General features: G+C 64.8%; 24 protein-coding genes, 1 tRNA gene and 1 pseudogene. 12 read left to right on the plus strand and 14 right to left on the minus strand.

Going from position 1 to position 24,387, the window contains the following annotated elements; translation table 11 throughout:
- Positions 1–169: 169 nt before the first annotated feature.
- From truA to Pla175_RS08605, 10 genes are all read right to left on the minus strand, one after another.
- Complete coding sequence (truA, locus tag Pla175_RS08560; RefSeq protein WP_145283177.1) at positions 170–949, minus strand: tRNA pseudouridine(38-40) synthase TruA; 780 nt, start codon at positions 947–949, stop codon at positions 170–172.
- A gap of 8 nt (positions 950–957) precedes the next feature.
- Complete coding sequence (locus Pla175_RS08565) at positions 958–1,272, minus strand: cupin domain-containing protein (protein ID WP_145283180.1); 315 nt, start codon at positions 1,270–1,272, stop codon at positions 958–960.
- Positions 1,273–1,299: 27 nt separating this feature from the next.
- The gene (locus tag Pla175_RS08570; protein ID WP_145283182.1) at positions 1,300–2,316 is read right to left on the minus strand and encodes an aspartate-semialdehyde dehydrogenase; all 1,017 of its coding nucleotides are present in this window, start codon (positions 2,314–2,316) and stop codon (positions 1,300–1,302) included.
- Positions 2,317–2,451: 135 nt separating this feature from the next.
- Positions 2,452–3,429, minus strand: coding sequence for an HTTM domain-containing protein (locus Pla175_RS08575; RefSeq protein ID WP_145283185.1), 978 nt, complete (start codon positions 3,427–3,429; stop codon positions 2,452–2,454).
- Positions 3,426–4,136, minus strand: coding sequence for a hypothetical protein (locus tag Pla175_RS08580; RefSeq protein ID WP_145283187.1), 711 nt, complete (start codon positions 4,134–4,136; stop codon positions 3,426–3,428). The genes Pla175_RS08575 and Pla175_RS08580 overlap by 4 nt, the downstream gene beginning before the upstream one ends.
- A gap of 136 nt (positions 4,137–4,272) precedes the next feature.
- Positions 4,273–5,298, minus strand: a complete 1,026-nt coding sequence (locus Pla175_RS08585; RefSeq protein ID WP_145283189.1) for a TIGR03000 domain-containing protein — start codon at positions 5,296–5,298, stop codon at positions 4,273–4,275.
- 193 nt (positions 5,299–5,491) lie between these two features.
- Positions 5,492–6,721: a protein-L-isoaspartate(D-aspartate) O-methyltransferase gene (locus Pla175_RS08590; protein ID WP_231954277.1), complete on the minus strand. Its 1,230-nt coding sequence runs from the start codon at positions 6,719–6,721 to the stop codon at positions 5,492–5,494.
- 83 nt (positions 6,722–6,804) lie between these two features.
- Positions 6,805–7,683 carry a DUF1571 domain-containing protein gene (locus tag Pla175_RS08595; protein ID WP_197527351.1) on the minus strand — a complete coding sequence of 293 codons (879 nt, stop codon included), beginning with the start codon at positions 7,681–7,683 and terminating at the stop codon, positions 6,805–6,807.
- A gap of 115 nt (positions 7,684–7,798) precedes the next feature.
- Complete coding sequence (locus tag Pla175_RS08600) at positions 7,799–9,553, minus strand: AAA family ATPase (RefSeq protein ID WP_145283194.1); 1,755 nt, start codon at positions 9,551–9,553, stop codon at positions 7,799–7,801.
- 404 nt (positions 9,554–9,957) lie between these two features.
- Positions 9,958–10,590, minus strand: a complete 633-nt coding sequence (locus tag Pla175_RS08605) for a response regulator (RefSeq protein WP_145283196.1) — start codon at positions 10,588–10,590, stop codon at positions 9,958–9,960.
- A gap of 241 nt (positions 10,591–10,831) precedes the next feature.
- On the opposite strand from Pla175_RS08605, the gene Pla175_RS08610 reads away from it, so the two are divergent.
- The 5 genes from Pla175_RS08610 (at position 10,832) to Pla175_RS26895 (ending at position 14,617) form a co-directional block, all read left to right on the plus strand.
- Entirely contained in the window at positions 10,832–11,689 is an 858-nt protein-coding gene (locus tag Pla175_RS08610; RefSeq protein WP_145283198.1) for a sugar phosphate isomerase/epimerase family protein, read from the plus strand.
- 107 nt (positions 11,690–11,796) lie between these two features.
- The gene (gene arfB, locus Pla175_RS08615; protein ID WP_145283200.1) at positions 11,797–12,225 is read left to right on the plus strand and encodes an alternative ribosome rescue aminoacyl-tRNA hydrolase ArfB; all 429 of its coding nucleotides are present in this window, start codon (positions 11,797–11,799) and stop codon (positions 12,223–12,225) included.
- A 374-nt stretch (positions 12,226–12,599) separates the two neighbouring features.
- Complete coding sequence (locus tag Pla175_RS08620) at positions 12,600–13,064, plus strand: hemerythrin domain-containing protein (RefSeq protein ID WP_197527352.1); 465 nt, start codon at positions 12,600–12,602, stop codon at positions 13,062–13,064.
- A 128-nt stretch (positions 13,065–13,192) separates the two neighbouring features.
- Positions 13,193–13,984 carry a UvrB/UvrC motif-containing protein gene (locus tag Pla175_RS08625; RefSeq protein ID WP_145283205.1) on the plus strand — a complete coding sequence of 264 codons (792 nt, stop codon included), beginning with the start codon at positions 13,193–13,195 and terminating at the stop codon, positions 13,982–13,984.
- Positions 13,985–14,266: 282 nt separating this feature from the next.
- Positions 14,267–14,617, plus strand: coding sequence for a carbon storage regulator (locus Pla175_RS26895; protein ID WP_145283207.1), 351 nt, complete (start codon positions 14,267–14,269; stop codon positions 14,615–14,617).
- Between the two features lie 117 nt (positions 14,618–14,734).
- Here the strand turns inward: Pla175_RS26895 and Pla175_RS08635 are convergent, their stop codons facing one another.
- Positions 14,735–16,732: an alpha/beta fold hydrolase gene (locus Pla175_RS08635; protein WP_145283210.1), complete on the minus strand. Its 1,998-nt coding sequence runs from the start codon at positions 16,730–16,732 to the stop codon at positions 14,735–14,737.
- Positions 16,733–17,005: 273 nt separating this feature from the next.
- On the opposite strand from Pla175_RS08635, the gene Pla175_RS08640 reads away from it, so the two are divergent.
- From Pla175_RS08640 to Pla175_RS08655, 4 genes are all read left to right on the plus strand, one after another.
- A complete protein-coding gene (locus Pla175_RS08640; protein WP_145283212.1) occupies positions 17,006–17,656 on the plus strand; it encodes a hypothetical protein in 651 nt (216 codons plus the stop codon).
- A 180-nt stretch (positions 17,657–17,836) separates the two neighbouring features.
- Positions 17,837–18,778, plus strand: a complete 942-nt coding sequence (mdh, locus tag Pla175_RS08645; RefSeq protein WP_145283215.1) for a malate dehydrogenase — start codon at positions 17,837–17,839, stop codon at positions 18,776–18,778.
- 161 nt (positions 18,779–18,939) lie between these two features.
- Positions 18,940–19,683, plus strand: a complete 744-nt coding sequence (locus Pla175_RS08650) for an alpha/beta hydrolase (protein WP_145283217.1) — start codon at positions 18,940–18,942, stop codon at positions 19,681–19,683.
- Positions 19,684–19,865: 182 nt separating this feature from the next.
- Entirely contained in the window at positions 19,866–20,855 is a 990-nt protein-coding gene (locus Pla175_RS08655) for an acyl-CoA desaturase (RefSeq protein ID WP_145283219.1), read from the plus strand.
- Between the two features lie 118 nt (positions 20,856–20,973).
- Here the strand turns inward: Pla175_RS08655 and Pla175_RS08660 are convergent, their stop codons facing one another.
- Positions 20,974–21,315, minus strand: coding sequence for a histidine triad nucleotide-binding protein (locus Pla175_RS08660; RefSeq protein WP_145283221.1), 342 nt, complete (start codon positions 21,313–21,315; stop codon positions 20,974–20,976).
- Between the two features lie 237 nt (positions 21,316–21,552).
- On the opposite strand from Pla175_RS08660, the gene Pla175_RS08665 reads away from it, so the two are divergent.
- Positions 21,553–22,101: a hypothetical protein gene (locus tag Pla175_RS08665; protein WP_145283223.1), complete on the plus strand. Its 549-nt coding sequence runs from the start codon at positions 21,553–21,555 to the stop codon at positions 22,099–22,101.
- 4 nt (positions 22,102–22,105) lie between these two features.
- On the opposite strand, the gene Pla175_RS08670 is transcribed toward Pla175_RS08665, so the two are convergent.
- Entirely contained in the window at positions 22,106–22,393 is a 288-nt protein-coding gene (locus tag Pla175_RS08670; RefSeq protein WP_145283226.1) for a hypothetical protein, read from the minus strand.
- A gap of 311 nt (positions 22,394–22,704) precedes the next feature.
- Here Pla175_RS08670 and Pla175_RS08675 point away from each other — a divergent pair.
- Positions 22,705–22,787, plus strand: a tRNA-Ser gene (locus Pla175_RS08675).
- A gap of 268 nt (positions 22,788–23,055) precedes the next feature.
- On the opposite strand, the pseudogene Pla175_RS27020 reads toward Pla175_RS08675, so the two are convergent.
- Positions 23,056–24,180, minus strand: a pseudogene (locus tag Pla175_RS27020) (tyrosine-type recombinase/integrase); the annotation flags it as partial.
- On the opposite strand from Pla175_RS27020, the gene Pla175_RS26460 reads away from it, so the two are divergent.
- Positions 24,067–24,357 (plus strand): hypothetical protein, encoded by a 291-nt coding sequence (locus tag Pla175_RS26460; protein WP_231954278.1) that lies wholly within the window; start codon positions 24,067–24,069, stop codon positions 24,355–24,357. The pseudogene Pla175_RS27020 and the gene Pla175_RS26460 sit on opposite strands and share 114 nt — an antisense overlap.
- The last annotated feature ends 30 nt before the right edge of the window (positions 24,358–24,387 follow it).

The raw sequence follows: 24,387 nt of genomic DNA on the forward strand, positions 1-24,387 counted from the left end.
CGCCGACCACCCCCTTCTCCCGTAGTGGCCATCGGTCCGCAGGCTCGATGGGACGCTGGTCGCGGTCGCTGTCGACGACAGATCGATCCTGCGTCCTTGCGGAAGTTGGCGCAGCCGGCGCGGGGACGCCGATCCCCTCGCCTTTCGACCGGGACCGGTCGCCGCTTTCCTACTCGTCCGAGCCTTGTGCGTACCGGACGCTCACCAGCACCAGCCCTAGCGCGGGTGCGTTCGGTCCGGCCGCGGCGCGGTCCCGAGCCGAGAGCGCCTCAGCTACCCATTCCGGGTCACGCGCGCCGCGGCCGACTTCTACAAGCGTGCCCGCAATCGCACGCACCATGTTGTACAAGAAACCATCGCCCGTGACTGTGATATCCACCCGGCTAGCGAGACGGGTAACCTCGACTGCGAGGATGGTCCGGACGGTGCTGGTACGCTGAGATCCCGCGGTTTGGAACGACACGAAGTCATGGCGACCGATGAGCCCCCCCCCTGCCCTGCCCATCCGTTCGATGTCCAACGGTTGGCGTACGTGCCAGACATATCGGCGGTCGAAGAGTGGCGGCGTGCGACTGTCGTGGATCTGATATCGGTAGGTCTTGCTGAGAGCGTCGTGTGTGGCGTGAAACCCTTGCACTGCGGGGTCGATTGCGAGCACCACGATATCTTCGGGCAACACCGCGTTGAGACCGCGCGCCAACTCGCCTTCTGGTCGCTCGCTTGAGGTGCAGAGGCTCACCACTTGGCCGAGCGCGTGAACCCCGGCGTCCGTCCTACCGCTCGCAGTAAGCCGCGGCGTCTCACCCGTGATGCGGCGCCACGCGGACGCCAGCTCGTTCTGCACCGTGCGCAGCCCGGGCTGCTCCTGCCAACCGGCAAAGGCCGTGCCGTCGTAGCCGATCGTGAGCTTCAAGAAGCGAAACGCGGAGGGGCGCGATACGTCGTCCACAAGCAAGACTACTGCGGAGGGTCAACGAGAAACAACGTCACCGTGCCGTGGTTCACGGCGCCGCGGTGCGCCGAGGCCGGGCCATGCAGCGTGGTCAACACGTCTCCAGCGCAGAGCGTGCGAACGCCGTCCTGAAAAGTCACCTGCAGCTCGCCTTCCACCACATAGCCGATGTGGGCCTTGTCACACCAGTCGGATTCTTCGAAGCCAGCGTCGAGCTGAAGCAAGCGAATGACGTATCCCTCGGATTCGATCCGCTTGAAGCGGGCGAGGTCGCTCGCCCGCTGCCAGGGCGCCTCGTCGAATTTAGACGTGAGCTGCATCGAAGTGCTCTCCGTGATGAGATCGAGTCACGAGACGCTTGCGCCCTGTGTCGCAAGAAGCTCAGCGATCTGAACCGCGTTGGTGGCCGCCCCCTTGCGCAGGTTGTCGCTCACGCACCAGAAGGCGATGCCGTTGTCGCAGGACAAGTCCTCGCGGACGCGGCCAACAAAGGTCGCATCCTCACCGCTGCAATCGCGTGGCATCGGGTACTTGCCGTTGGGCAGGTCGTCGACGAGCTTGATCCCCGGCGCCGACGCGAATAGTTCGCGGGCCTGATCCAGGGTGATCTTCTTTTCGGTCTCCACGAGGATGCTCTCGCTGTGACAATTGCTCACCGGAACGCGCACGCACGTCGGGCAGACACGGATGGAGTCATCGCCAAAGATCTTCTGCGTCTCAAGCACCATCTTCATTTCTTCAGAGGTGTAACCCGCGTGCTTCGGCGATCCAATCTGCGGTATTAGATTAAAAGCGATGGGGTGCGCGAACGCCTGATACTCGTAGTCTTTCCCGTGGCACGCCATGTGGGTGCCGTTCTCTAGGTCGGCTTGGCCAACGACGCCAGCGCCGCTAGTGGCTTGATAGGTGCTAACCACGACTCGGCGGATTCGGCCGGCATCGTGCAGCGGCTTCATCGCGACCACCATCTGCGTGGTGGAACAGTTGGGGCTGGCGATGATTCCGCGATGGTTTCGGGCTGCTTCGGGATTCACCTCCGGGACGACCAGCGGCACGGTCGGGTCCATCCGCCAGTAGCCGGATTCATCAATGACAACGCAGCCGCGATCGACCGCCCACGGAACGAACTCTTTGGCTACGGGGTCGGGGGTGCTGCCTATGGCGAGATTGATCCCGTCAAATGCATCGGGACAGAGCAGTTCGACGACGTGGGTCTCGCCGCGGAACTCAATCGTCGACCCAGCCGATCGCTCGGACGCTAGGAACTTAATCCGTCCGAATGGAAGCTCACGCTCAGCAAGCAGCGTACGAATTAGCCTACCCACCGCGCCGGTAGCGCCCACAACCGCAATCGTATCGAACACGCGACGTCACTCCAGATTGAAAGGAGATGGCTTTCCAATGGAAAAAGTAGTATACGCGCCCCGCCCCCGCCGCGTTAGCGACCGGAGCCTCTTTCGATCAGGCCGACACGCCCAGCCAGGGGGGAAACCGACGCTTCACGCTGGAGCGGCGGCGCCGCTGCCGGCCAGTGCAAGCGAGATCCGTCCGGCAACGGGGTCGCAGGCCTTGCGGACCAGCGCCGGGGCGAAAAAGGCTAGGTTTGCAAAGATCATCGCCCACCCGAAAGTCTGCATCCCCATGCAGAAGGCGATGAACAAGTGGGCGCCAATCGCCGCCGCAAGAATCCAGGGCCGAGTGAATCGGTTCCACACCAAGAAGCAGTAGCTGAGTTCCCAGGCCACCGTGGCGTGTGTGAGGAAGTCGAGCAGGTAAAGGTGGTTTGCCAGCCAGGTCATGTCGGTCGATCGATAGGCGTCGTTGGCGATCGTGAACCACGTCGCCGTGCCGTCCCACCAGCGATCCCCTTTCACTTTCCCGAGGCCAGCGAACAAGTACATCACACAGAGGTGAATCTGCATGAGTCGAAGCGCCAGATTGGCGCTGGAGCTGGACGCAGGGTCGTCCACCTCTCCGCGTCGGATCCTCAGCAGCCGGTCTACCGAGTAGCGGGCGCCGGAGGGGCCGATCGCTAGGTAGGTTGCCAGCATGCAATTGACTTTGTCCAAACCGAAGAACGCCCCCGGCGACACGTGGGTCGCGTAAGCGATGGCGCCGATTGCGGCGAGAACGGAAGTCACCCTGGTCCACAAGCCAATGAACAAGCAGAAGAATGCAATCAGGAATCCGACGTGGACCGTCCAGAGCAATGCCGGCGATCCGAGCCAACCAAACGGATCAATTGTCAGCCGCTCTGCGTTCTTCGCCGCGGCTAGCTCGTGTGAAATCCACCCATCGGGTCCAAAGAATGCCGTCAGGTCCTTTGACCAAACCAAGTGAGTGTAGAGCAGCATCCCCCCGGCGAGCACTCGGATCAAGCAAAGGGTCGCGGGATCGGTGGGCGCAAACCAGAACTGGTTCCACGCACGCCACAGGTCGCGCCAGTAAGTCACGATTCCGCTCCACACACCGCTCATGGCAATCGGCCTCCGGGGATCTCTTCCGGCTGCGTCCACTCTTGCTGCTTGGGGATCAGCGGCTCGTTTAAATCGGCTGCGGAAACCGATACGGTTGTCGGCTCGAGCGCGAACTTCTTGTTGAGCGCATCCTCCCCAGCCAGCACGTCAGCGGGCATCAAGAGAAGCTTGTTCTGATGCGTTAGGTCGACACGCGCCCCGCCGTGGGCCCGCAGGACGTGGCGAGCGAACGATTTGAGGGTGAGTTGGTGCGCTTGTTCTGGGCTCAACCTCTCGAAAGGGATCGACGCCTGATCTGACAGCATCATGAAGCGGTGGTACCAGAGTCGGGGCCACTGATCCCGCAAGTCGGGAAACCGACCGCTTGCTATTTCCGCGCCCGATTCGTCAAGGACCACGTAGGAAATCACCCCGTTGGTCAGAGGGGGCTCGGGCCCGAAGAACCCGTAGCCGCTATTGAGGTAGAGCGTGTCTGCGTAGCACTGCACGAGCGGGTTCCGCACCACGCTTCTGGCCAACTCCGAAGACCCAAGTTGCGACTCGGTGGCGAAGAAGAACGGGCACGCCGCCAAGACGAAGCAGTGCCAGAGGATCACAATCGTGAGAACAACGCGCAGCCAAACGGGCCAAGTGGAGGTCTCTCCCCCGTCGATCGGCGACGCCCGCCTCGGTCTGGGAGCGGGCGGCTTCTCGGTTTGCTTGGCCATGCCGGAACGACCAGAGGATGGTTGCGTAAGGAAAGCGACGAACGGGCCGGAGACGCAGAGCGCTAAGCAAAAAGAAAACCCCCGTACCGGTCAATGCCAGTACGGGGGTTTGAACTACAGAAAGGGATAGCATCCCCTACTTTGCGGCGATTTGATCTCCGCCGAAGTTGAACACCAACTCCTGCGAATCACCGCCACGAAGCGTGATCGTCCGTTGCTGAACCACTCCGTCCAGTTCTACCTGAACCCGGTAGTCTTCCCAAGTCTGGCCGTTGGCGAGGCGAGTGGTGGAGAATTCCCGCTCCGCACCGGTCTGCTTGGTGGGCGCACCGGCGAGGGTTATCGACGCCCCCTCGGGAACGCGTACCGTCAGCTTCGTAATGGTGGCCTCAGCCTTGGCGACAGTCACCGGAGTGGGCTGGCTAGCGGTGAAGTTCAGGCTAGCCGAAGCATCCGCGGTGAGCGTGGCCGACTTTGATTCAACCACTTTCTCGCCATTCAGCTCGTACTCAACCCGGACCTCGTAGGCGTAGTCTTCGCCCTGCGCCAGCCCTTTGGAAACGTACTGCCGCTGGGTGCCCGTGCTGGTGGTGCGCGAGCCATTGACGAACACAACCGCGTCTGCCGGCACGTTGACGCTCAGCGTGCCGCTTCCGGTCGCGGTTGAGGAAGCGTAGGTGGGCTGCACGACCGACGAAGACTCGCTGATCACCGTGCCGTAGCTGCCGGCGCTGCTGGATCCGACGGAGGAATAACTGCCATGGCTGGCATTGCTTCCATAGCTGCCGCTGCTGCCGTAGCTCGAGCTGCTGCCATTGCTGCCGTACGAGACCGTGACGACGCCGTGCGAGCCGTAGCTCGACGACGATCCGTGCGAGCCGTACGAACCGCTGCTAGCATGCCGCGCCTTGATGCGAGCGATCAGGCCGCCGTGGCTGCCGTAGGACGACGAGCTTCCGTGCGACGCATAGCTGCCATACGACGATGAACTACCATGCGAGGCATAGCTGCCGGACGAACCAGAACTCCCATACGACGCCGAACCCCCGTAGGAGCCGCGGGAACCGTAGCTTCCATAGCTGTTCCAGAAGGCGTCGGCGGTCGAGACCGCAAGCACCATCGTGAAAGCGACAACGAGCTTGCCGATCGTAAGCTTCCTCATCCGAAATTCTCCTTTTTTGACTGCCGGTTGCTGTCGAGACGGGAAACCGAACCCCAACCGTTCTCACAGCATAGCCGGGGAAATTTATCCTTCAAGTAAGCTGGGCTAAAATCGCCGAAAATGACGTTTGCGAAAGATGGGGTACGGGGAGAGCGGGTCGCTAAATCCTAGCTCGCTCGGAAGCGCCGGGAGGCTACGGCGACCCGCGTCCCGCCGCCTCGACCCGCACTTCATCGAGCGCAAGCTCCCCGACCGCCCCCAGCAGGCCGATCCGGATGATCGCCTCGCGGGCGTGGACAGGAACGCTGACCTGTTTTGAGAACTCCCCCCACGCAAAGTCGCCCCGGAGGGGACCGACCGCGTCAACGCCAACCTCTTCCCGCCGATCGTCGTAGAACGTGATCGCCACGTACGGCCACTCCCGCAGTGTCTGCCCGGGGCGGATGCCGGTCCCGCGTGCTTGGAAGCTTACCTTGAGCCGCCGAACATGACGCCCGTCTACGGCGAGCCCCTGTAAGGCCCAGCACCCGCGGCCGGGTTCGCTGTTCTTAAAGAGCAAGTACCGATCGCCCTCGGGGGCTTCGGTGGGGTCGCGCATCACTTCTGCTTGACGCACGTAGTGCCATCCGGAAGGCAGCTTGCTCTGCTTAAGTTGTTCTTCGAACCCGCCGTTGACGAGGCTTGGATGGCGGGGATCGGGCATCATCTCACGGCGCTCTTCCGCCTCGCCCGTCATCGGCACGAAGAGCGTCGGCAGCAGCGGCTCTCGTTCAAGTCGCCCGTCTCGCTTCCGCAGCAGCACTAAGTCTTGGCGGTGGCGTTCCCCTACAGGGATCACCATCCGCCCTCCCTCTGCGAGTTGCTCGACCAACGGCGCCGGCACGTCCTCTGGCGAGCAAGTGACGATGATCTTGTCGAACGGCGCCTCTGCTGGCCAACCCAGATAGCCGTCGCCGACGCGGACGTGCACGTTGTCGTAGCCGAGCCGCCGAAGCGTGCGTTCCGCCTTGCGTCCCAGGGTCCCAACGATCTCGATGGTGTAGACCTCGCGAGCAAGGCCGCTGAGCACCGCGGCTTGGTAGCCAGAGCCCGACCCGATCTCCAGCACCTTGTCGTCGGGCTGCGGGTCGAGCTGCTCCGTCATGTAGGCCACCACGAACGGGGGCGAGATCGTCTGCGAGCTCCCGATCGGAAGCGCCATGTCCAGGTACGCCTGCTTGCGGTAGGCGAGCGGCATGAACTCGTGGCGGGGCGTCTGGCGCATCGCGGCCACGACGCGCGGGCTCTTCACGCCCGCCGCGACGATCTCGTCGTCTACCATCTGATCCCGCTGCCGAGCAAACTCGGCCGGCGACTGGGCGGACAGCCCAATCGGGGCCAGCAGGATCAGCAGCGAGAAAATCGATCGAAGGTGAGGCGGCATGAAGGCTCGCTGGTTCTCGGCGTTTCGTGGGGCCGAGGCGTCCGTGCCGTCATCGCGGTGTTTGCGTTTTCAAACGCGACGCGTCAATCGGCGTCCACCACCGTATCGCGTCGGATAAACCCATAGGCCGGGTTGTCTGCGTCAAAGTCGCCGTCGGTGAGCCCGACGTTCAGCTTGACGTCGGTGTAGATGTACTCCTCGGTCAGCATCGGCTTGCCGTCCGGCGTCTGTGGCCAGTTGTAAGCGGCGTATCCCAACGGAAGCCCCCGCTCGTCGTCGAGAAAGATCACCGCGCGGTGGTACCGGAAGTAATCGCGCGGCACGGGGTGCTCCACCGTGATGCGGGTGCACACACGGTCGCCGATCTTCGCGCCGTCGAAGTACCGCACCTCCACTTCATCGTGCTTCAGGTCTTCACGGCAGACCTCAATCAAACGCTCTACGAGACGGGCGAAGCCGATCTCCGTGATCGGGTAGCGGTTCACTTCCATCGCGATGGGCGCCTCGGGATCGAGGTAGGTCGTCACGTAGGCCATCCGCGTCCCGCCGCGGCGGACGAGCATCTTGTTCGAGTCGCGTCCCTCGACAAACAGCGCCTCGCGGCCGGCGAGCGACTCCGGCTTCAGGAAATTGACGTAGACGCTCTTCGGGGTGAGCACGGCGCCATCGGGGCCGGTGCGGGGCTCTCGCACTTTCGCGTCGATAAACTCATAGGGACGCAGGTCGCCCCCGATCCGCTCGCGACGGATCACGGTGCAGGTGTAGTCGCGGACGTTCTCCCGGAGCTCCGCGAGCCCCCTCTCGGCTAGCGCCAGCACCGGCGTCAGCGGGTGCTCTTGGGCGCCCCCGTCGGGCCTGAGCGGCGATTCGGCGGTGGCGGGCACGACCTGTCCGGACGCCCAGGGGGCGCAGTACAGGGCGACAAGCAGGCATGCCATCATCAACAGTGAAGAACGGCGCATCGGTACGGCCTCGGGGGAATGAGCCAGCAGGTTCATAATCGTACGCCACACACCGCGGACGAGCGCGCGGGATATCCAGTAAATCCGGACGAAATAGCGCCTCCGGAACGCGACTCTAAGGGTCAGGGGAGTCGGACTCGCCGGACGCTATCAGCTCGCCCCATTCAACCGTAAAAGACTGATCACACTTTGGGCACTTGACTTTCTCTCCCAGCAGTTTGGTCGAAACCACCTTGGTATGACCGCAGCCGGCGCACTCCAACCGGAACCTCAACAGCCCTTCGTCGATCGATTCGAACGCGGCTGAGGGCACGTCCTCAAATTCGATGTCCGGGCCTTGCAGCGTGACGAGCTCTTGCTGGTCGATCTCAACCTGGGTCGCTAAGCGGTTCGCCATCCGCCGGATCGCCTGCTCGAACAGGTTCCGCACCGCCCGGCCGTTGCCGAAGTGGCGGTCGCGGTGGTCGTATTCCCATTTCAAGCCGATCATCACCTTGAGCCGCGCCGCGGGAGTGAGCTGGTAGTGGTTCTTAACGCACATCAGGCCGAAGATGCGCGCTAATTCCAGCGGCGTGTAGTCGTCGAACGCGAGCTGCCGGTTGAACCGCGACGAGAGCCCCGGGTTCGACGCCAGCAAGGCGGCCATCTCGTCGGGGTAGCCGGCCAGGATCACCACCAGCCGCTCGCGGTCGTCTTCGGACCGCTTGAGCAGCGCCTGCACCGCCTCGTGGCCAAACGCGTCGTCCTGGCGCGAGGCGACCAGGCTGTACGCCTCGTCGATGAACAAGACCCCGCCAAGGGCCTCGTCGATCTTCTTATTGGTCTTTGGGCCGGTCTGCCCCGCGTACTCCGCCACCAGGCCCGAGCGGTCTGTCTCGATTAGGTGTCCCTTCTCCAGCACACCCAGCGCCGAAAAGATCCGCCCGATGATCCGCGCGACCGTCGTCTTCCCGGTCCCGGGGTTGCCCGTGAACACCATGTGCAGGCTGATGTCGGTTTCCGGCAGCCCCGCCGCGGTGCGGCGTTGCTGGAGCTTGAGGAAGTTGGCGAGCGAACGAACCTCGTGCTTGATCGAGTCGAGCCCGATCAGGCGGTCGAGCTCCGCGAGCGATTCTTCGACCGTGGGCTGCGGGGCCTGCGGCGGCGCCGGCTTGTCCGCCTTGCTGATTTTTTCTTGGGGCGGCTTGGCGTCGCGACGGCCGACGGGCTTGGGTTGGTCGGCGGCGTCGCGGATCCTCCGCAAGCGTTCGCTCGTGCGGGGCTCGTCGACCCGCTCGGATTCCACCGCCGCCGGGGTCGAGGGGGCCCGGGCGTCGGGGCTCGCGTCCGGCTCGGGGTCGTCGTCCAGCGGGATCCGTAGCAGGTGATGATGCAGTTGGTCCTGGATCGCCTGGATGGCCTGCTGCTCTTCCGGCTTGAGCGACCCATCGGCGCGGGCCACCAGGTTGGCGACGCGGGTAATCACCGTCTCCAGCTCGGCGACGCGGTCGCGCAGCGGGGGCATGCGATCGAAGGGACGCAGCAGGCTGTACCAGGTCATCTTGGCGGCCGAGTCCGACGCGCGCTTGATCGCCTCGCGCAGCGTCGCGCCCTCCAGCCATTGACCCCACAGGTGGTGGCACAGCACCTCCGCAAGAAACCTCTCTTCTTTGCTCCACTCGCGGTCCGCCTCGCACACCGCGACGTACGTCTTGATCAGCACCCCTTTGTGCAGGTCGTCCATCAGCGTGACGTACTCCTGCCCGTCTCGTGCGATCAGCTCGGGGTAGTCGCGGGCGATCCGCTCCCCGCTTGAGACGTACAACTCCCGGCACTCGCGCAGGGTGCGGCTGTAGAGCGAAGGCTGCGACGGGAATCCGAAGTCGGACATAGCGGCGGGGGTTGTTGGTCGGGTCGGCTCGGGAAGCGATGGTCAGACGCGTCGCCTAGGATCGATGGAGAATGGCGCAAGAGTTTTGTCCCTTTTGTCCCCCCGTTGGAGGATCATTTTTTGGACAAAACCCCCCCTCAAGCGAACGACGTGTCCAAAATCCCCGCCTTTTTGGCGGACCGCGTCGGCTCCGGTGGTCTCCTGGGACCGGTCATCGGACACCAAGTGGACAAAAACCTGGCGCCGAGGACCCAACGAATTCCATCGGGGCGTCGCGTTGCACCGCCCCGCGAGGGCGGCGTCTCAGTCAGCGGGAGAAATAACGCCAGATTGTCTCAAAGCCCGTGGCCAATTGCGAGGCTCAAGCCTGCAAAAAGTTGGGAAGAAACGGGACCGCGGGGGGCTTAAACCAGCCCATTCCGCACCGCCCATACCGCCGCCTGGGTGCGATCGGAGACGCCGATCTTGCGGAGCAGGTGCTGGACGTGTTCTTTCACCGTTTCGTAGCTGATGCCCAGCGCCAACGCGATCTCGCGGTTAGACAACCCCAGGGCAAGCTGCTGCAGCACCTCGTTCTCACGTTTGGTGAGGGGGGTCTCTAGCAGTTCCTGCACGCGTCGGTCTTCCAGCCCGCCGGAGAGGCGGCGACGGTCTTCCGCCGACCAGCTCGCGGCGCCGGAAGCGACCTTGCGGATCGCGGCCTCCAGCTCCTGGGCAGACGCCTCTTTCGACACCATCCCGGCGGCCCCAAACGCGTGCGCCCGCGCCGCGTAGGTGGGGTTGGCCGAACCGCTAAACATGAGGACGGCGGAGTCGCTGCGCGCGCGCTTGATGCGGCCGATCGCGTCGAGGCCCGAGCCGCGGGGCAGGCGGGCTTCTAGCAGCACGACCTCAGGCCTGAGGGAACGGGCCAGCTCGACCGCTACGTCTGGGTCGTCCGTCTCGCCGACGATGTCGATCCCGACCCCGGCCAGCAGAGCTCGCACGCCGGCCCGAACCACCGGATGGCCATCGACCAACAGCAGTGTTACAGCCATCCCCACGACTCTCCCAGACGGGACCGATCTACCGGGGCCTAGCAACCCAAAACGAGGTTTTCGAGGGTCTCCCTAATCGCCTAGCGTACCACGTTCACGCCCCCGAACAACCACCGGGGCGTCGGCCGCCCCTGGCGGGAAAAGCCGCCTCGCACCAACGCCGTGCTGTCACGGTTTACAGGCCTGCGGCTTCGAGCGCATACTCCCCTGCCCTGCCCCGCTACTCTTGAGACGCCGCGACATGGCTGAAGGCTACCCATCGTCCCGAAATCGGCTCGCGGTCGCGCAGCAATCCGCCTACCGATGGACGTTTGACGAAGACCTTCACTACCTCGCCGGCTGTGGTTGCGGCGCCGTAGGGGTGTGGCGGCGGAAGCTGGCCGATTTCGGGCTGGAGCGAGCCTGCGAGCTGATCTCCGACAGCGGGCTGGCGGTCTCGAGCCTGTTCTGGGCCGGTGGCTTCACCGGCAGCGACGGTCGCTCGCTCGCGGCAAGCGTCCGCGACGCAGAACTGGCTCTGCACGCCGCCGCCGCGATCGGGGCCGAGTGTGTCGTGCTGTACGCCGGGGGCAGAAACAACCACACGCTCAACCACGCAGGCCGGTTGCTGGACGCCGCGCTCGACCGCCTGCTCCCCTTGGCGGAACAATTAGGGGTTCCGCTGGCGATCGAGCCGATGCACCCGGCCGCTGCGGCCGAATGGACCTTCATCACCGACCTGGACCAGGCGCTGACGCTGGTCGAACAGCGCAACAGCCCCTGGCTGCGGGTGGTGCTGGACACCTACCACTTCCCCGAAGCGCTCGACGACCCCGCGGCACTGGCGCGGATCACGCCACTGTTGGGTTTGGTGCAGCTAGGCGATCGCTGCATCGCGCCGGACATCGACCAGGAACGCTGCATTGTGGGGCAAGGGTGCGTGCGCAATGAACAGTTGGTTCGTGCGCTAATTGATGCCGGGTATCCGGGCCGATTCGAGATCGAGTTGACCGGCAGCCTGGTGGAGCAACGCGACTACGAGCGGATCTTGGACGCGTCGTGCCGGGGCGTCGCGGCGTTGATCGCCGGGGCCGAGCCCTCCGCGTTGCCGACTGTTTGAGCCTTCGACTTTCGCGAGCCACGGACCACGACAGCCCGGCGTCCAACGCGTCGTTCGATCGACCCGCGTCGCCGGCCGCTTGCCGGGATTCATAAGGGATAGCTGGCGTGGGAGACCTCGTTGTCAACGATCAGATCGTGATCCCAAGCGGCGAGCTGCGCTTCACGTTCGCGCGGAGTTCGGGCCCTGGGGGCCAGAACGTGAACAAGGTCAATTCCAAGGCGGTGCTGCACTGGAACGTGGCGACGACGACCGCCCTCCCGCCGAGCGTGCGGACGCGGATGACGCGGCGCTTCGCGAACCGGATCGACCAGCAAGGGGAGTTGTTGCTCTTTGGGCAGCGGCACCGTGAACAGGGCCGCAACGTGCGCGACTGCCTAGACAAGCTGCGTGCGATGGTGCTTTCGGTCGCGGCGCCCCCAACGGTCCGCAAGGCGACCCGGCCCCCGGCCGCGGCGCGACGCGCGCGCCTCGAGGGCAAACGGATACGCTCCGATCGGAAGCAATCGCGTCGTCCGCCGTCGGCGGACGACTAAACCACGCGTGTGAGGATGCGTGATTTGCGGGGAGCTTGCCCCCACTTCCTGGGGGCGCCGGGAAAAATTCTTCGTCTGGGCACAAGAAAGTAGTTGCAATCGCCCCGCGGATAGCGACTATAATGCCGCTGCTCAGGGACGCCGCAGTCCTCATCTCATCTACCCATATCTCTGCGGCGTGTCGGGCACGGTTGGTTGCTATCGCGTTCGTCCTGAAGTCCTAGCGACCACCGCGTCGCGTCGCCTCTGCGTCCCGTTGACGCCGGGCCCCGTGACGCCCAATCGCTGAGTTTGCTGCGCCTGCCCACCGGCGAGTCCGCCGGCGCTGGCGCCGTGGTATCTCTTATTTCGGCCCATTGGAAGGAGGATCCAACGTGCTTACTACACCAACGCAGTCGCTTGCTGGCGCTTGTTACCTGGAGCACCAGATCCTAGACCACGTGAAAGGCGCCCTGCGCGTAACCGTGGACTGGCGGGCCTCGGAGGTCAGCCCCGAGATGCGCCGCGGGAGCATGCGGTTCGCGCTAGGCTCGTTCTGCAGGCACCTCGAGCGGCTGATGCGGATCGAGGAAGAAGGGGGCTACCTGTCCGTTGTGTCGGAGGTGAAACCGCACCTCCAGGACCGCATCAATCGACTCGCGTTCGACCACGAGACTTTCCGCGTCCGGATCCAGAAGCTGCGCGACCGGATCGACACGTTCGACGAGTGGGACTCGGGCGACTTCGAGCAAACCTGCGACGTGATCCGCGACCTGCTGGACGATGTGGACCAGCACGACCATGCCGAGGTGGTGTTGCTGCAAGAAGCGCTCGTGCTAGACGAGGGGGGCGAGGGGTAGCGCGCCCGTTGTTCTGGCGCGCTGGGCGTGGATTCTTTACCCGCGCGAAAAAATCTTGTGCCCACCGCTCCCCCTCCCCTGCCCTGCCGAGCTACAATGCCGGCGGGCAGTATTGCCCGGGAGAGCCCATGTCAGAACAGTCTCGAAACAACAAGCCGGGGGATGCGCCCCGGCTCCCGAAGAACGACGCCAGTGCGAAGCAGCTCGACAAGCTTCTGCAGCGGTGGCCGTACGAGTTCGGCGAGGTCTCCGCTCGGATGGCGCGCGGCGCGGATGGTCGAGACCTGATCCAGATGCGGGTCGACCTCGGCGTGCTGCAGATGGAAGTGGTGGATCGGCCCGACGGCGATCTGCCGATGGGCGAACGGACCTTCTACGACGCGCTGCTAACGATGGCGTTTGAAGAGGGGGACGCCTTTATGCTGGACATGGGCTTGCAGGTAGAGGTGGACCGCGAGTTTATGCAGTTCTACCACCGGCGGATCGCTTGGCTGGCGTTGCGAGAGTTCAACCGCGCCGTCGCCGACGCCGACCACACGCTGGCGCTGATGGACTTCAGCACGGCCCACGCCCCCGATGAAGAATGGGCCGATCAGCACGAGCAGTACCGGCCGTTCGTGCTGTTCCACCGGACCCAGGCGTTAGCGCTGAGCCGCCTGGAGCAGGCAGAGCCCGCGGCGGCGGTCGAGGCGATCCGTGCCGGGCTGAAGAGCATCCAAGAAGTATTTGCTCGCCACGAGATTGCCGAAGAATTCGATTCTGACGAATTGGTGGTGAAGCTGCGGGAGATGAAGCGCTCGCTCGTAGACCACTACGAGGTAGAGCCGTCCCTCTCGGAGCAATTGGCCGAAGCCATCGCTCGGGAGCAGTACGAACGGGCCGCCGACCTCCGCGATGAGATCGCCCGTCGAGGATGCTGATGGTGGGGGCTAGCGGCGGCTGCTAGCGGGGCTGGCGCCCCAGAATTGCAAAGTTGATTGCAAGGTTGATAACGCCCCGCGCCACGCCCGCTGTTTGCCTGGCTCATCTTATCTGCTTGCGGCAGAGCACCTTGCGCCCATTCCCTCCGCAGCGAGCGAACCACGGCGCGGGACGTGCGTAGTCAATCCTGTGAGCGGGTGGTCGATCGACCCACCGCTCGCTTGTCGCGGGCCCGTCGGAGACGGGCAGACTTATCCTGTCGAACCAATGGAGTGACTCAGATGCTAGTGCTAACACGGAAGCAACAGGAAACCATCCAGATTGGCGACTCGATCATCGTCAAGGTCCTCCGCACCAAGGGAAACACCGTGCGACTGGGGATCGAAGCCCCGGAAGGCCTGCGGGTGCTCCGCGGCGAACTGACGCCCGAGCCGAACCACAGAGAGCCTCCGGCCGCTCCCCTCGCCCGTCGGCAACGCGCCTCGGCGCCAGCGGCCCGCGCAGAAGGTGAAGTGCGGATGGCCCGGGTGCCGCGCAGCCGAGTGGCGACGGTGCTGCCGCAGATGCTGGGAAGCAGCGCCCCGTTGCGGGCGATGCTTGACCGCCGCGCGACCGTGAGCGCCGATGCGTAGCCGACCAAGCTGGACGGCGGGGGCGCACCGCGTTGCGGCGGCCCCCGCTAGCAGCGAAGTTGGTTTCCACGAACCGAGGGCTTTCTGGCTCTCGGCATTTCCCGGCGCCCGCCGAAGTCATTGAGGCAACGGCGTCTCGGCGCTGGCGGTGCTGACAGCTCCGTCGGCCGCCTGGCCGCTTGCAACCGCTTCGTGCAAGCCGAACGTAGGGGATTGGAGGTCGGCGACCTGCTCGAACAAGATCCGCCGCACCTCCAAGATGCTCTGCGGATGACGGTGGACCGAGAGGTGGTCGGCCGGCACAACCACTTGTGATTTGAGCCGGCTCTGGCCGTCGAGCCGGGCGCTCTCAATGGCGACGATGCCGTCCCCTTCACGGGTCAAGAAGCCTTGGAAGGTGTTCTCCGGCACTCGGCCGACGATGTTGTGGTAGTCGACCCACGGCCCGGGGTCGGCCGAAGCCAAGACTGGGAGCCACGGTGATTTTGGGTCGAGCGAGTCGACGCTGGTGCGGATCGCTAGCGAGGAGTTGGGGCGGAAGTAGTCGCCGTTGCGGGCGAAGAGTTGTCGCTGACCGTTGAGCATCTGCATGGGAGCGTCGATGAGCTTGGCGCTCACCCAGCGCGTGAAGCCGTTGGCGAAATCACTGCCGCGGTGGGGGGTGCCGATCGTCACCACCCGGCGCACCGAGGGGCTGGGCCGGAAGAAGTAGCTCTCGGCGAGCGCTTCGCGCACATCCGGGTCGGCGTCTAGCTCCGCGAAAGGCTGGTCGGTGTTGGTGCGCCAGAACTGGTCGCCGCTGTCGACCGTCTGCAGCTTCGACACCAGCCCCCCCATGCTGTGACCCACGAGCACGGTCTGGTCGAGCGCCGGCAGGCGGTGGTCGGGGTCGAGCCTGCGCCTCATGTCGGCCAGGTCGCCGCGGAACTGCGCGGCGCTTTCCCAGAAGGGTTGGCCGGTCGGGTAGAGGTAGAACCAGAACTGGTAGTGCTGGCGGACCAGCGGCTCGCTGCGTAGGTCGTTGAACATCTCCATCCAGGTCGCCGGGCTCGACCACAGCCCATGCACCATCACCACGGGCATCTTGTTCGGGTCGTAGGGCTCTAGCATGTAAAGGCCCTGGACCGCCTTGAGCTCGTCCGGCCTAAGCAGACCAAGCGTGGAGATGTCTTTCTCTTGAAACTCCGGCTGGTTGAGGAAGTAGGCCAGCGGGGTGCTGAGGTCGGTCTCCAATGGCGCCTGCTTGGCGCCGATCGCCAGTGTCTGACGGTCGAGGGGGTCGTGTAGCTCCAGCACGAACCGCGGCGCGCGGGGCTTGTCCCGTTCGGCGACCTGGATCCCTGGCTGGTCGGGCTGCGTGTCGCGGTCGATGCGCAAGAAGGCGGTCAGCGGGAAGCAGAGGTTGTTGGGATAGAATTGCTCCGCGACGTCGCCATCGCCGTGCGCCTGACGGACCGCGATCAGCGGCACGCCCAGCCCGTAGGTGTGGTAGTGGTTGCGGAGGCCGTTGACCTCGTAGTCGCTGACAAACAGGAAATTATTCAGGTCCTCCGCGTGCCAGCCGGTGGACTTCAGTTCGACGTCGAACGAGCAGGTGTGATTGGTGGTCTGGATGGTCCGGCGATCGCCCGGCCGCAGATCGCCCTCTTCTTGCACGAGGCGCAGCAGGCCCTCGAGCGATTGGTTGTAGAGGTCGCAGGCGCCGCGGAACTGCGGGTCGTACGGGTTGCAGGCGACCCCGTCTGCCGGGTCGAAGAGGTACTCGTAAGCGTGCAGCAACGAGGTGCCATAGAGCTCGACCGCCAACGTGCGGCGCCTGCCTTCGGCCCGTTTGGCGCCCAGGTAGGCCAGTTCGCTCATGGCGTACTGATGTTCGTGGAGCGAGTCGGTCGTTGCGAGCCCCGCGAGCCTGGCGACCAACGCGGAGCGGTCGCCATCTAGCTCACCCACAAGATCGTAGCGGCGCAGCAATTGCTGAGTGCGGTCGCTGGCCTGCGGTCCGCGCGGATGCACCGAGCGGATCGACTCGGCCAGCGGGTTGCGGGGCGTGGCGCGCAGCGTGACCCACTGGGAACGCGAAGCGCATCCCACAGCGATCATCAGCAGCAGAATCACACCGCTTCTTCGCAGCACAGCCGGCCCTTTCTTCGGTCATCCCCCCCGATGGAGCGCAGACTGAGCGGGACCGTAGCGGCTTGGGGCGCCGGCGTCAAAGTCAGTTGCCGGCTTCGAGGAAGCAATGCTGAGCGATTACTTCGGACGCAAGCGATTTTCCTCCAATCTGCTTGCTTTTACCTTGCTGCTGGAATACGCTGTCGGATGTCCGCAACAGGTGCTGGCTCTGCGGGTGCTTTTCTAACGGTTTCACAATTTATCAGGGGGAGTGTCATGAGACGTAACTGGGTTCGGGCGTTTCTTGCATCGTCCGCGTGTCTGCTGTGCACGGGGGCATTCGCCGTGACGCTTGATTTCGAGGGGATGAACGACCTCGACCCCATCCAGAACTTCTACAACGGCGGGCTCAGCGGCGGCGGCGCTGGAGCCGGCCCCGCGTACGGCATCACCTTCTCTGCCGACGCGATCACGGTCAAAGACTCCGATCAAGGCGGGTCGGCACTCGGCAACTTCGCCAATGAGCCTTCGCCGGATCACGTGATGTCCTTCCTCCAAAACGGGGGCGTTACTCTCAATCGCACCGGAGGCTTTACTTCCGCGCTATCGTTTTACTACTCTGCGTTCGCGGTGCCTGGATCGGTTTCGATCTTCGCCGGACCCAACGGCACTGGCGCCACCCTTGCTACGCAGCCATTGGCGATAACTCCCGTAGGTGCGGGCGACCCAACCGGCGACTTTAGCACCTTTGCGCTCGTGAACGTCCCCTTTGTGGGCATCGCTCAGTCGGCCGTCTTTTCCGGTACGAACAACGAGATCGCTTTCGACAACGTTGGTCTGACGCTTGTGCCGGAACCGAGCGGCATTGTCGCATCGTTGCTCGTCGTCGCCGGCCTAGCAGCGTCGCGTCGGCGGCTGATTGGTTAATCCGATCCGCTGAAAGAAAGTGCGCTCAGCACCAAGGCTCACTCGCGTCGCGAGTGGGCCTTTTTTATTGCCAGTCGGGCCCTCTAGGCCACGCCGTGGCCCCACTTGCGGCTATCTCAAGCCAGAGGGATACTGCCTACCTTGGACGTAGCACAACGATGCACTGGGAGACTTGTTGAGATGAAGCGAGCCAAAATCACGATCGTCGGCGCCGGCAACGTCGGCGCCACCACGGCCCACTGGTGCGCCGCGGCGGAGCTGGGCGACATCGTGCTGCTAGATATCCCCGAGGCCGGCGACATGCCCCGTGGCAAGGCCCTCGACTTGATGCAGGCCTCGCCGATCTTCGGATTTGACTCCAAGGTAACCGGCACCAACGACTATGCCGACTCCAAGTGCAGCGACGTGGTGGTGATCACCGCCGGCATCCCCCGCAAGCCCGGGATGAGCCGCGACGATCTGCTGGCGACCAACGCCAAGATCATGACCGCGGTGTGCGAACAGGTGAAGCGGACCAGCCCGGACGCGATCGTGATCGTCGTGTCCAACCCGCTCGACGCGATGGTGCAACAGGCCCAGAAGGTCACCGGATTCCCGCCGGCTCGCGTCATCGGCCAGGCCGGCGTGCTCGACACAGCCCGTTACCGCACGTTCCTGGCGATGGAATTGGGCGTGAGCGTCGAGGACGTCTCGGCGCTGCTGATGGGGGGCCACGGCGACACCATGGTCCCCATGCCCAGTTGCACCTCGGTGGGGGGCATCCCCGTAACGTCCCTCGTCAAGCCGGAGCGGCTGGCGGAGATCGTCGATCGCACCGCCAAGGGGGGTGCCGAGATCGTGAGCCTTCTCAAGACCGGCAGCGCCTATTACGCCCCCGCGGCGGCCACCGCCCAGATGGTCGAGGCGATCGTCCGCGACAAGAAGCGGCTCATCCCCTGTGCGGCCTACTGTGACAAGCAGTACGGCGTCGGCGGCTACTACGTCGGCGTGCCCGTTGTGCTTGGTTCGGGGGGAGTGGAGAAGATTATCGAACTCGAGTTGACCGACACGGAACGCGCCGCCTTTACCAAGAGCGTCGACGCCGTGAAGGAACTCGTGGCGACCATGGCGAAGTTGGTCTAGTAAACCGCCCTGCCCTGGTCGTTCGCCGCCCGGCGCTTGCTAGCACCGTGGGCCAGCCCCGGGATCGCGTTGACACGCAGATTCCCGGTCGGCTACAGTCCGCTCGCGTCACGCTCGTGCAGCCGTCGGCTCAGTTCGAATCCCCTCTGGACCCGCCCGCCATGATGAGAAACGAGTCGGCTGTTCTGTCTACGCTTCAAAACGCACCGCAGCCTCAACTCGGCGCCTGGTTCGATCCGGCGAGAGACGACGCGCCGCCAGAGCGGCTCGCCTACTTCGCCCCGATGCACTACGAACGGCGCTACGCCTACCCATTGATCGTGTGGCTGCACGATCAAAAAGGGAGCGAGAGAGACCTCTCTCGCTTGATGCCGCACGTTAGCACCCGCAACTACGTGGCGGTCGCCGTGGGCGACTCCGACCGAGACCGGCCCTGGGGCCAGACGCGGGACGCGATCGCGGAGACCGGGGCCCGCGTCGATCTTGCCATCGAATCGGCCGGCGAGCGGTTCAACGTTCACCCCGACCGGGTCTTCCTGGCGGGAGTAGGACCCGGGGGCGCCATGGCGTTGCGGATCGCTCTCGGGCGTCCGACCGCCTACGCCGGGGTCGCGTCGTTCGACGCCGGTTTGCCCCGTGGGGGGCGCCCCTTCGGACAGCTCAAGTCCGTTCGCTCCCTCCCGATGCTGCTCGCGGTCAATCGCGACAGCCCGCGTTATGGCGCAGGGGAGGTGAGCCACGATCTCAGGCTGCTCCATTCCGCTGGCTGCACCCTGGACATCCGCCAGTACCCGGACGACGGGCCCGTAAACACGATGATGTTGGCGGATTTTGACAGTTGGATGATGAAGCTGGTGTGCGGTCAGAGCCCAGCGCCGAGCAAACGCGGCGCTACTCTGGCCTAGGCGTCCGCCCCTGTTACGCCTATGTTCAGTAGGTCGGCCGCGCGTTTTGAGAGGCCGTCTCAAAAATTCTCCTTCGGCCGGGGCAACCAAAACTTGCTGGACCACGTAGTAGAAGCGTCCCGCTATCGGTTCCTGCCTATTTCCGGCTGGCCCAACCCATCCGCTTCCGGAGTCCCCTCCTGATGTCCGAGTTGCACGAATCCGATTCCGCACTGCTCGACCCCCCCGGCAGCGCGGTCAAGTCGGTCGAGGCGCCCAAGCGCCGTACCGCGATGGAAACGCCGATGCCGCCGGCCAATTCCCCGAGCATGTGGAAACGCGGCATCAACTGGCCGATCGCTGGTTGGATCGGGTTGGTGCACGTGATCGCGCTGTTCGCCCCGTTCTATTTTAGTTGGCAGGGGTTTGTGGCCTTTGTCGTGCTCTCGCTCGCCACCGGTTCGCTGGGCGTTTGCATGGGTTACCACCGGTTGCTAACGCACGGAAGCTTCAAGACGTTCAAGCCGGTCCGCTGGCTCTTGGCGTTCCTCGGCGGGCTTTCCGGTGAAGGGTCCGCCATCAGTTGGGTGGCCAACCACCGCAAGCACCACGCCTACAGCGACAAAGAAGGCGATCCGCACTCCCCTCGCGATGGCAAGTGGTGGAGCCACATGTTTTGGTTCATCCCCCAACTCGGCAACGAGTGGCACAAAGAACTGCTCGACCGCTACGCCCCCGACCTGATGAAAGACCGTGTCATGCTGTGGCTGCACTGGCTCTTCTTGCCGTCGCACATCGCCTGCGGCGCCGTGCTGTTCGCCATCGGCTACTTCGGCACCGCGATCGGGCTGGGCGGCGCGTGGAACGGCTGGTCGATGGTCGTCTGGGGCCTCGGCGTGCGGATGGTCTACGTCTTCCACGTCACCTGGTTCGTCAACTCCGCGACCCATCTGTGGGGCTACCGCAACTACGAAACCAGCGACGACAGCAAGAACCTCTGGTGGGTCGGCCTGCTCGCCTTCGGCGAGGGGTGGCACAACAACCACCACGCCTACCAACGCGTCGCCGCCCAAGGCCACAAGTGGTGGGAGTTCGACATGACCTACTGGGTGATCCTGGCCATGGAAAAAGTCGGCCTGGTGTGGGACGTAGTCCGCGTCAAAGACATCCCCCGCGGCGCGAAGCCCGCGTAGCAAAGTGCCACGCGTAACGCGGGGCGCACCCGTCCCATCGTGTCAGTGATCGACGCGTCAGTGATCGAAGCCGCCGTCCTCGGCCCCTTCCGGGCCGAGGACGGCCAGGCTCACTTCTCTAGCCCGGCGGCCACGTCAGCGACCTCCCACCCAAGACGTGGAGGTGTAAGTGGTCCACCGATTGCCCGCCGTCTCGGCCGCAGTTCACCACGACCCGGTAGCCCTCGGAGAGCCCAAGCTCTCCAGCGATCCGAGCCGCGGTGAGCATCAAGTGACCCGCAAGCCCGCGGTCTTCATCGGCCAGCCCGTCGAGCGACGCGATCGGCTTCTTCGGGATCACCAGCACATGCACCGGCGCCTGCGGCGCTACGTCGCGGAAGGCCAGGCAGTCATCGTCTTCGTAGACGATGTCGGCCGGGATCTTGCGATCGATAATCTTCGTGAACAGCGTCTCTGCCATCGCGAGGGCTCCGGGGTGCTCAATGCCTTGCCTAGTTCTATCGCGTCGGCGTCGCCCCGCAACTAGTCGTCGACCTTGAGGGTCGTAGCAGCCGTACCGCGTCGCGGACGCCAACTGGCGATCCCGATCAAACCGCGTCGATTGTCCTAGCGATGCGCCCTGCGTCGGGAGAACGTCTCCGAAATTAGTTGCGGGGCAGCAGAGCCGCATCGCTCTGGCCAAGGAGGGCCGAACGCTATGCATCGATCGCGTTTCCGTCTTGCAGCGTCGCTGGCGTGCCCCTTGGCCGCGGCCCTGGCCGTGGCGCAGCAGCCGACCGTCACGTACGAGAAGGACTCCGCGGGCGTCACCTATCAGGTCACACGACGGCCGGTTGCGGTTCAACCGCAGGCCCAGGCCTACCAGCAGCAGGTGATGGTGCCGGTTACCGAATACCGACTTGTGTCGCGGCACGAGAACTGGTGGAACCCCTTCGCCGAACCGACCTGGGAACACCAATGGGAACCGGTCACCCGCTGGGAGGCCCGCACGGCGACCATCCAAGCCCCCGCTAGGCCAGCCTCGACACACCCCGCCGCCGTGGCCACAACCGGCAGCCTACCGTCCGGCGGCATCGCGCTGCCCAGCCGAGCCCCCAGGCCCTTTACCCCGGCCCCACAGCCTCAGCAGCAGCTAGCCGCGCGAACCTCGCTGGCGCCGGTCGCGGGAGGCCAACAAGTCAAAGCCGTGCCTCCACGGGCCAACACGGCCCTACGCGCGGACACGGACGACCGGTACCGCAGGTAGTCGCCTAGCTCGCGGCCGCGCGGCGACGGCGACGCTTGGGCGCCGGCACGCTCCACTCCTTGGTGAGCGTCTCAAACACCTCGGGGCTCTCGTAGCGGACCACTTCCTTTCCCTCGGGCATCGGACCGATCAGCCCGCGGTAAACGGGCATCCCGCGCAGGCCCAGATCGGTGCTGCAGTCGTCGATGCCGATCTGGGTGTGCATTTTCAGCACCGAGTCTTGGTGCGTGTAGTCCTTGCTGCGGATCTCGCCATTGGCGCCGCGAGTGACGATTCGGATGGTGCGCTGCATGATGGGGGGCGCCTGATTGGTACGGTGGGAAGGTTGTCGGACGGCCACCTCGCGGCCAGGTCCAGCTCCAGACAACTGGTATCGACACGAGTGCTGGCGCCCGTCGAGAATCACCCCGCGGCCGCGCAAAAGTGGATCAGCCGAAGCAACCGGACGCCCCGCAGCTCCAGATGTAGGGCCTGAATCGATCGTGCGGCCCGTCTGAGGCGTGGCCCGCTCCCCTGCCCTACCGCCGCTCGGCCTTGAGATCACCGGCCGGTGCGGCTAGGATTCGTCGTCCGGCGATTGGTTGGCAAGCGATGCCGCCGTCCGGAGGGTAAGCGAATTGGCTAGCAACCTGACTCGAAATCAGGCGCCCCGTAAGGGGTTGGGGGTTCGAGTCCCCTGCCCTCCGCTATCGTAAGTCCTTGGCCAGTAAGGGCTTTACAGCTCTCGGCCGCCTTCTGGTTAATTTTGCCCAAACTACCAGTTTGGGACATGCGCGGACCCCGAATACCGTGTTTGCGCGCAACCGGCGCGCAAACATTTTCCCCCTCTCGGCGGCCTGCGTCTGGCGCCGGCCGGGCGTCGGCGGTCCCGGTCGCCTGCTGAGGGAGCGGCCCGCTTGTTGGATCCGCGACCGTCTCGACCGCGCTCGCCAGGTCGGCCGATTGCAGGTGCGTGTAGCGGTTCATCGTGAGCTCGATCGTGGAGTGCCTCGCGAGGCCCTGCGCCTTCCGCGGGTGAACCCCTGCCTCGCTGAGCGACGTGATGAACTGGTGTCTCAATGCGTGGAAGTCGAACTTCTGGCCGTACTGGTCCTCGTACTCGATCCCCGCCGCTGTGAGGTCGGCTCGGAGCATCGCCGCGGACCGGCCGCCCCAAGAGCCGGGCCACAGCTTCGCAGCGCCGCCGTTGAACGCGAGCGCGGAAGGCTCTGCAGCCCGCTTCGCATCACGCCACGCCCGCAGCCGAGCGACCAGCCAGGCCGGCAGGGGCTGCTCGTCGCGTCGGCGGCGCTTCGAGTACGCTGCTTCGACGACCGCGACCGGCGCGTCGCCGTCGAGCCTCAGCGACCGCTCCGTGAGGCTGGCGAGCTCGCCCGCACGGAACCCGGTGCCGATCGCCATGGCGTACAGCGCGGCCCGGTCGGCACCGTCGAGTCCGCGGAACGTGCTGTCGCTCTTCTGCGTAGCGTCGATCAGCCGCCGAACCTCATACTGGGAAAGGGCACGGCGCTCGTGACGCGGGTCGGTGCGATCGTTCTGCGACTTGAGGTGGACCAGGGGGTCGGCCGGGAGCCGCTTCGTGCAGACGCACCACTTCGCGAACCCCTTAATGGCCGTCAGGTGGGCGTTCATCGTGCGGACGCCCCGCGAGGTCGGCTTGGCTGGCGTGTCCTCGGAGGCAAGGCCCTGCCGCTCATAGCGGGCAACGGTCCCGGGGTCGATCGAGAGCCGCTTGGCGATCTTGTTCTTCGACAGCTCCCCCTCTGCCAGCAGATTCAGCAGCTCGGCCACCTTCTCTGGCGCGAGCGTGGTGGGCGTTTTCTGTGCGCGTAGCGCGTCGAGGGCCGCTTCGACCCTGTCCCCCGTCAGGTCCCGCAGGAAAGCCATCCGGCCCGTCTCACGGACCCGCCGCAGGTAGCGCCCGCACTCCGCGACGTAGTCCGGCGTGTTCCCCTTCGCGCGCAGGTGGTCGAGGAACGCGGCCATCGTCTCGCCGATGGGGGTTTGCAGGTGGTCGTCGAATTCATCGGTGCGGCCGCTCGCGCGGCGCTCGGCCTTCAGCTCGAGCGCGTTCAGCATCGTCTGCGCGGCGTCCTTGTTCTTCGCCAGCGCTTTGCGTTTGTAGACGCCATGCTCGTTCTTGTAGACTCCGTACCACTTCGGCGAGCGGACCTTCTTGGCCACGGCCCCGGGCGTGCCGCGCTTCACGCGGCGGCCTCGGTCATCGACGTAGTGCGTCGTGGTGATCTTCTGTAGTGAAGCCATCACAAACCTCCCTGGCAGGAG

Source organism: Pirellulimonas nuda (assembly GCF_007750855.1).
In the GTDB taxonomy this organism is placed as follows: Bacteria; Planctomycetota; Planctomycetia; order Pirellulales; family Lacipirellulaceae; genus Pirellulimonas; species Pirellulimonas nuda.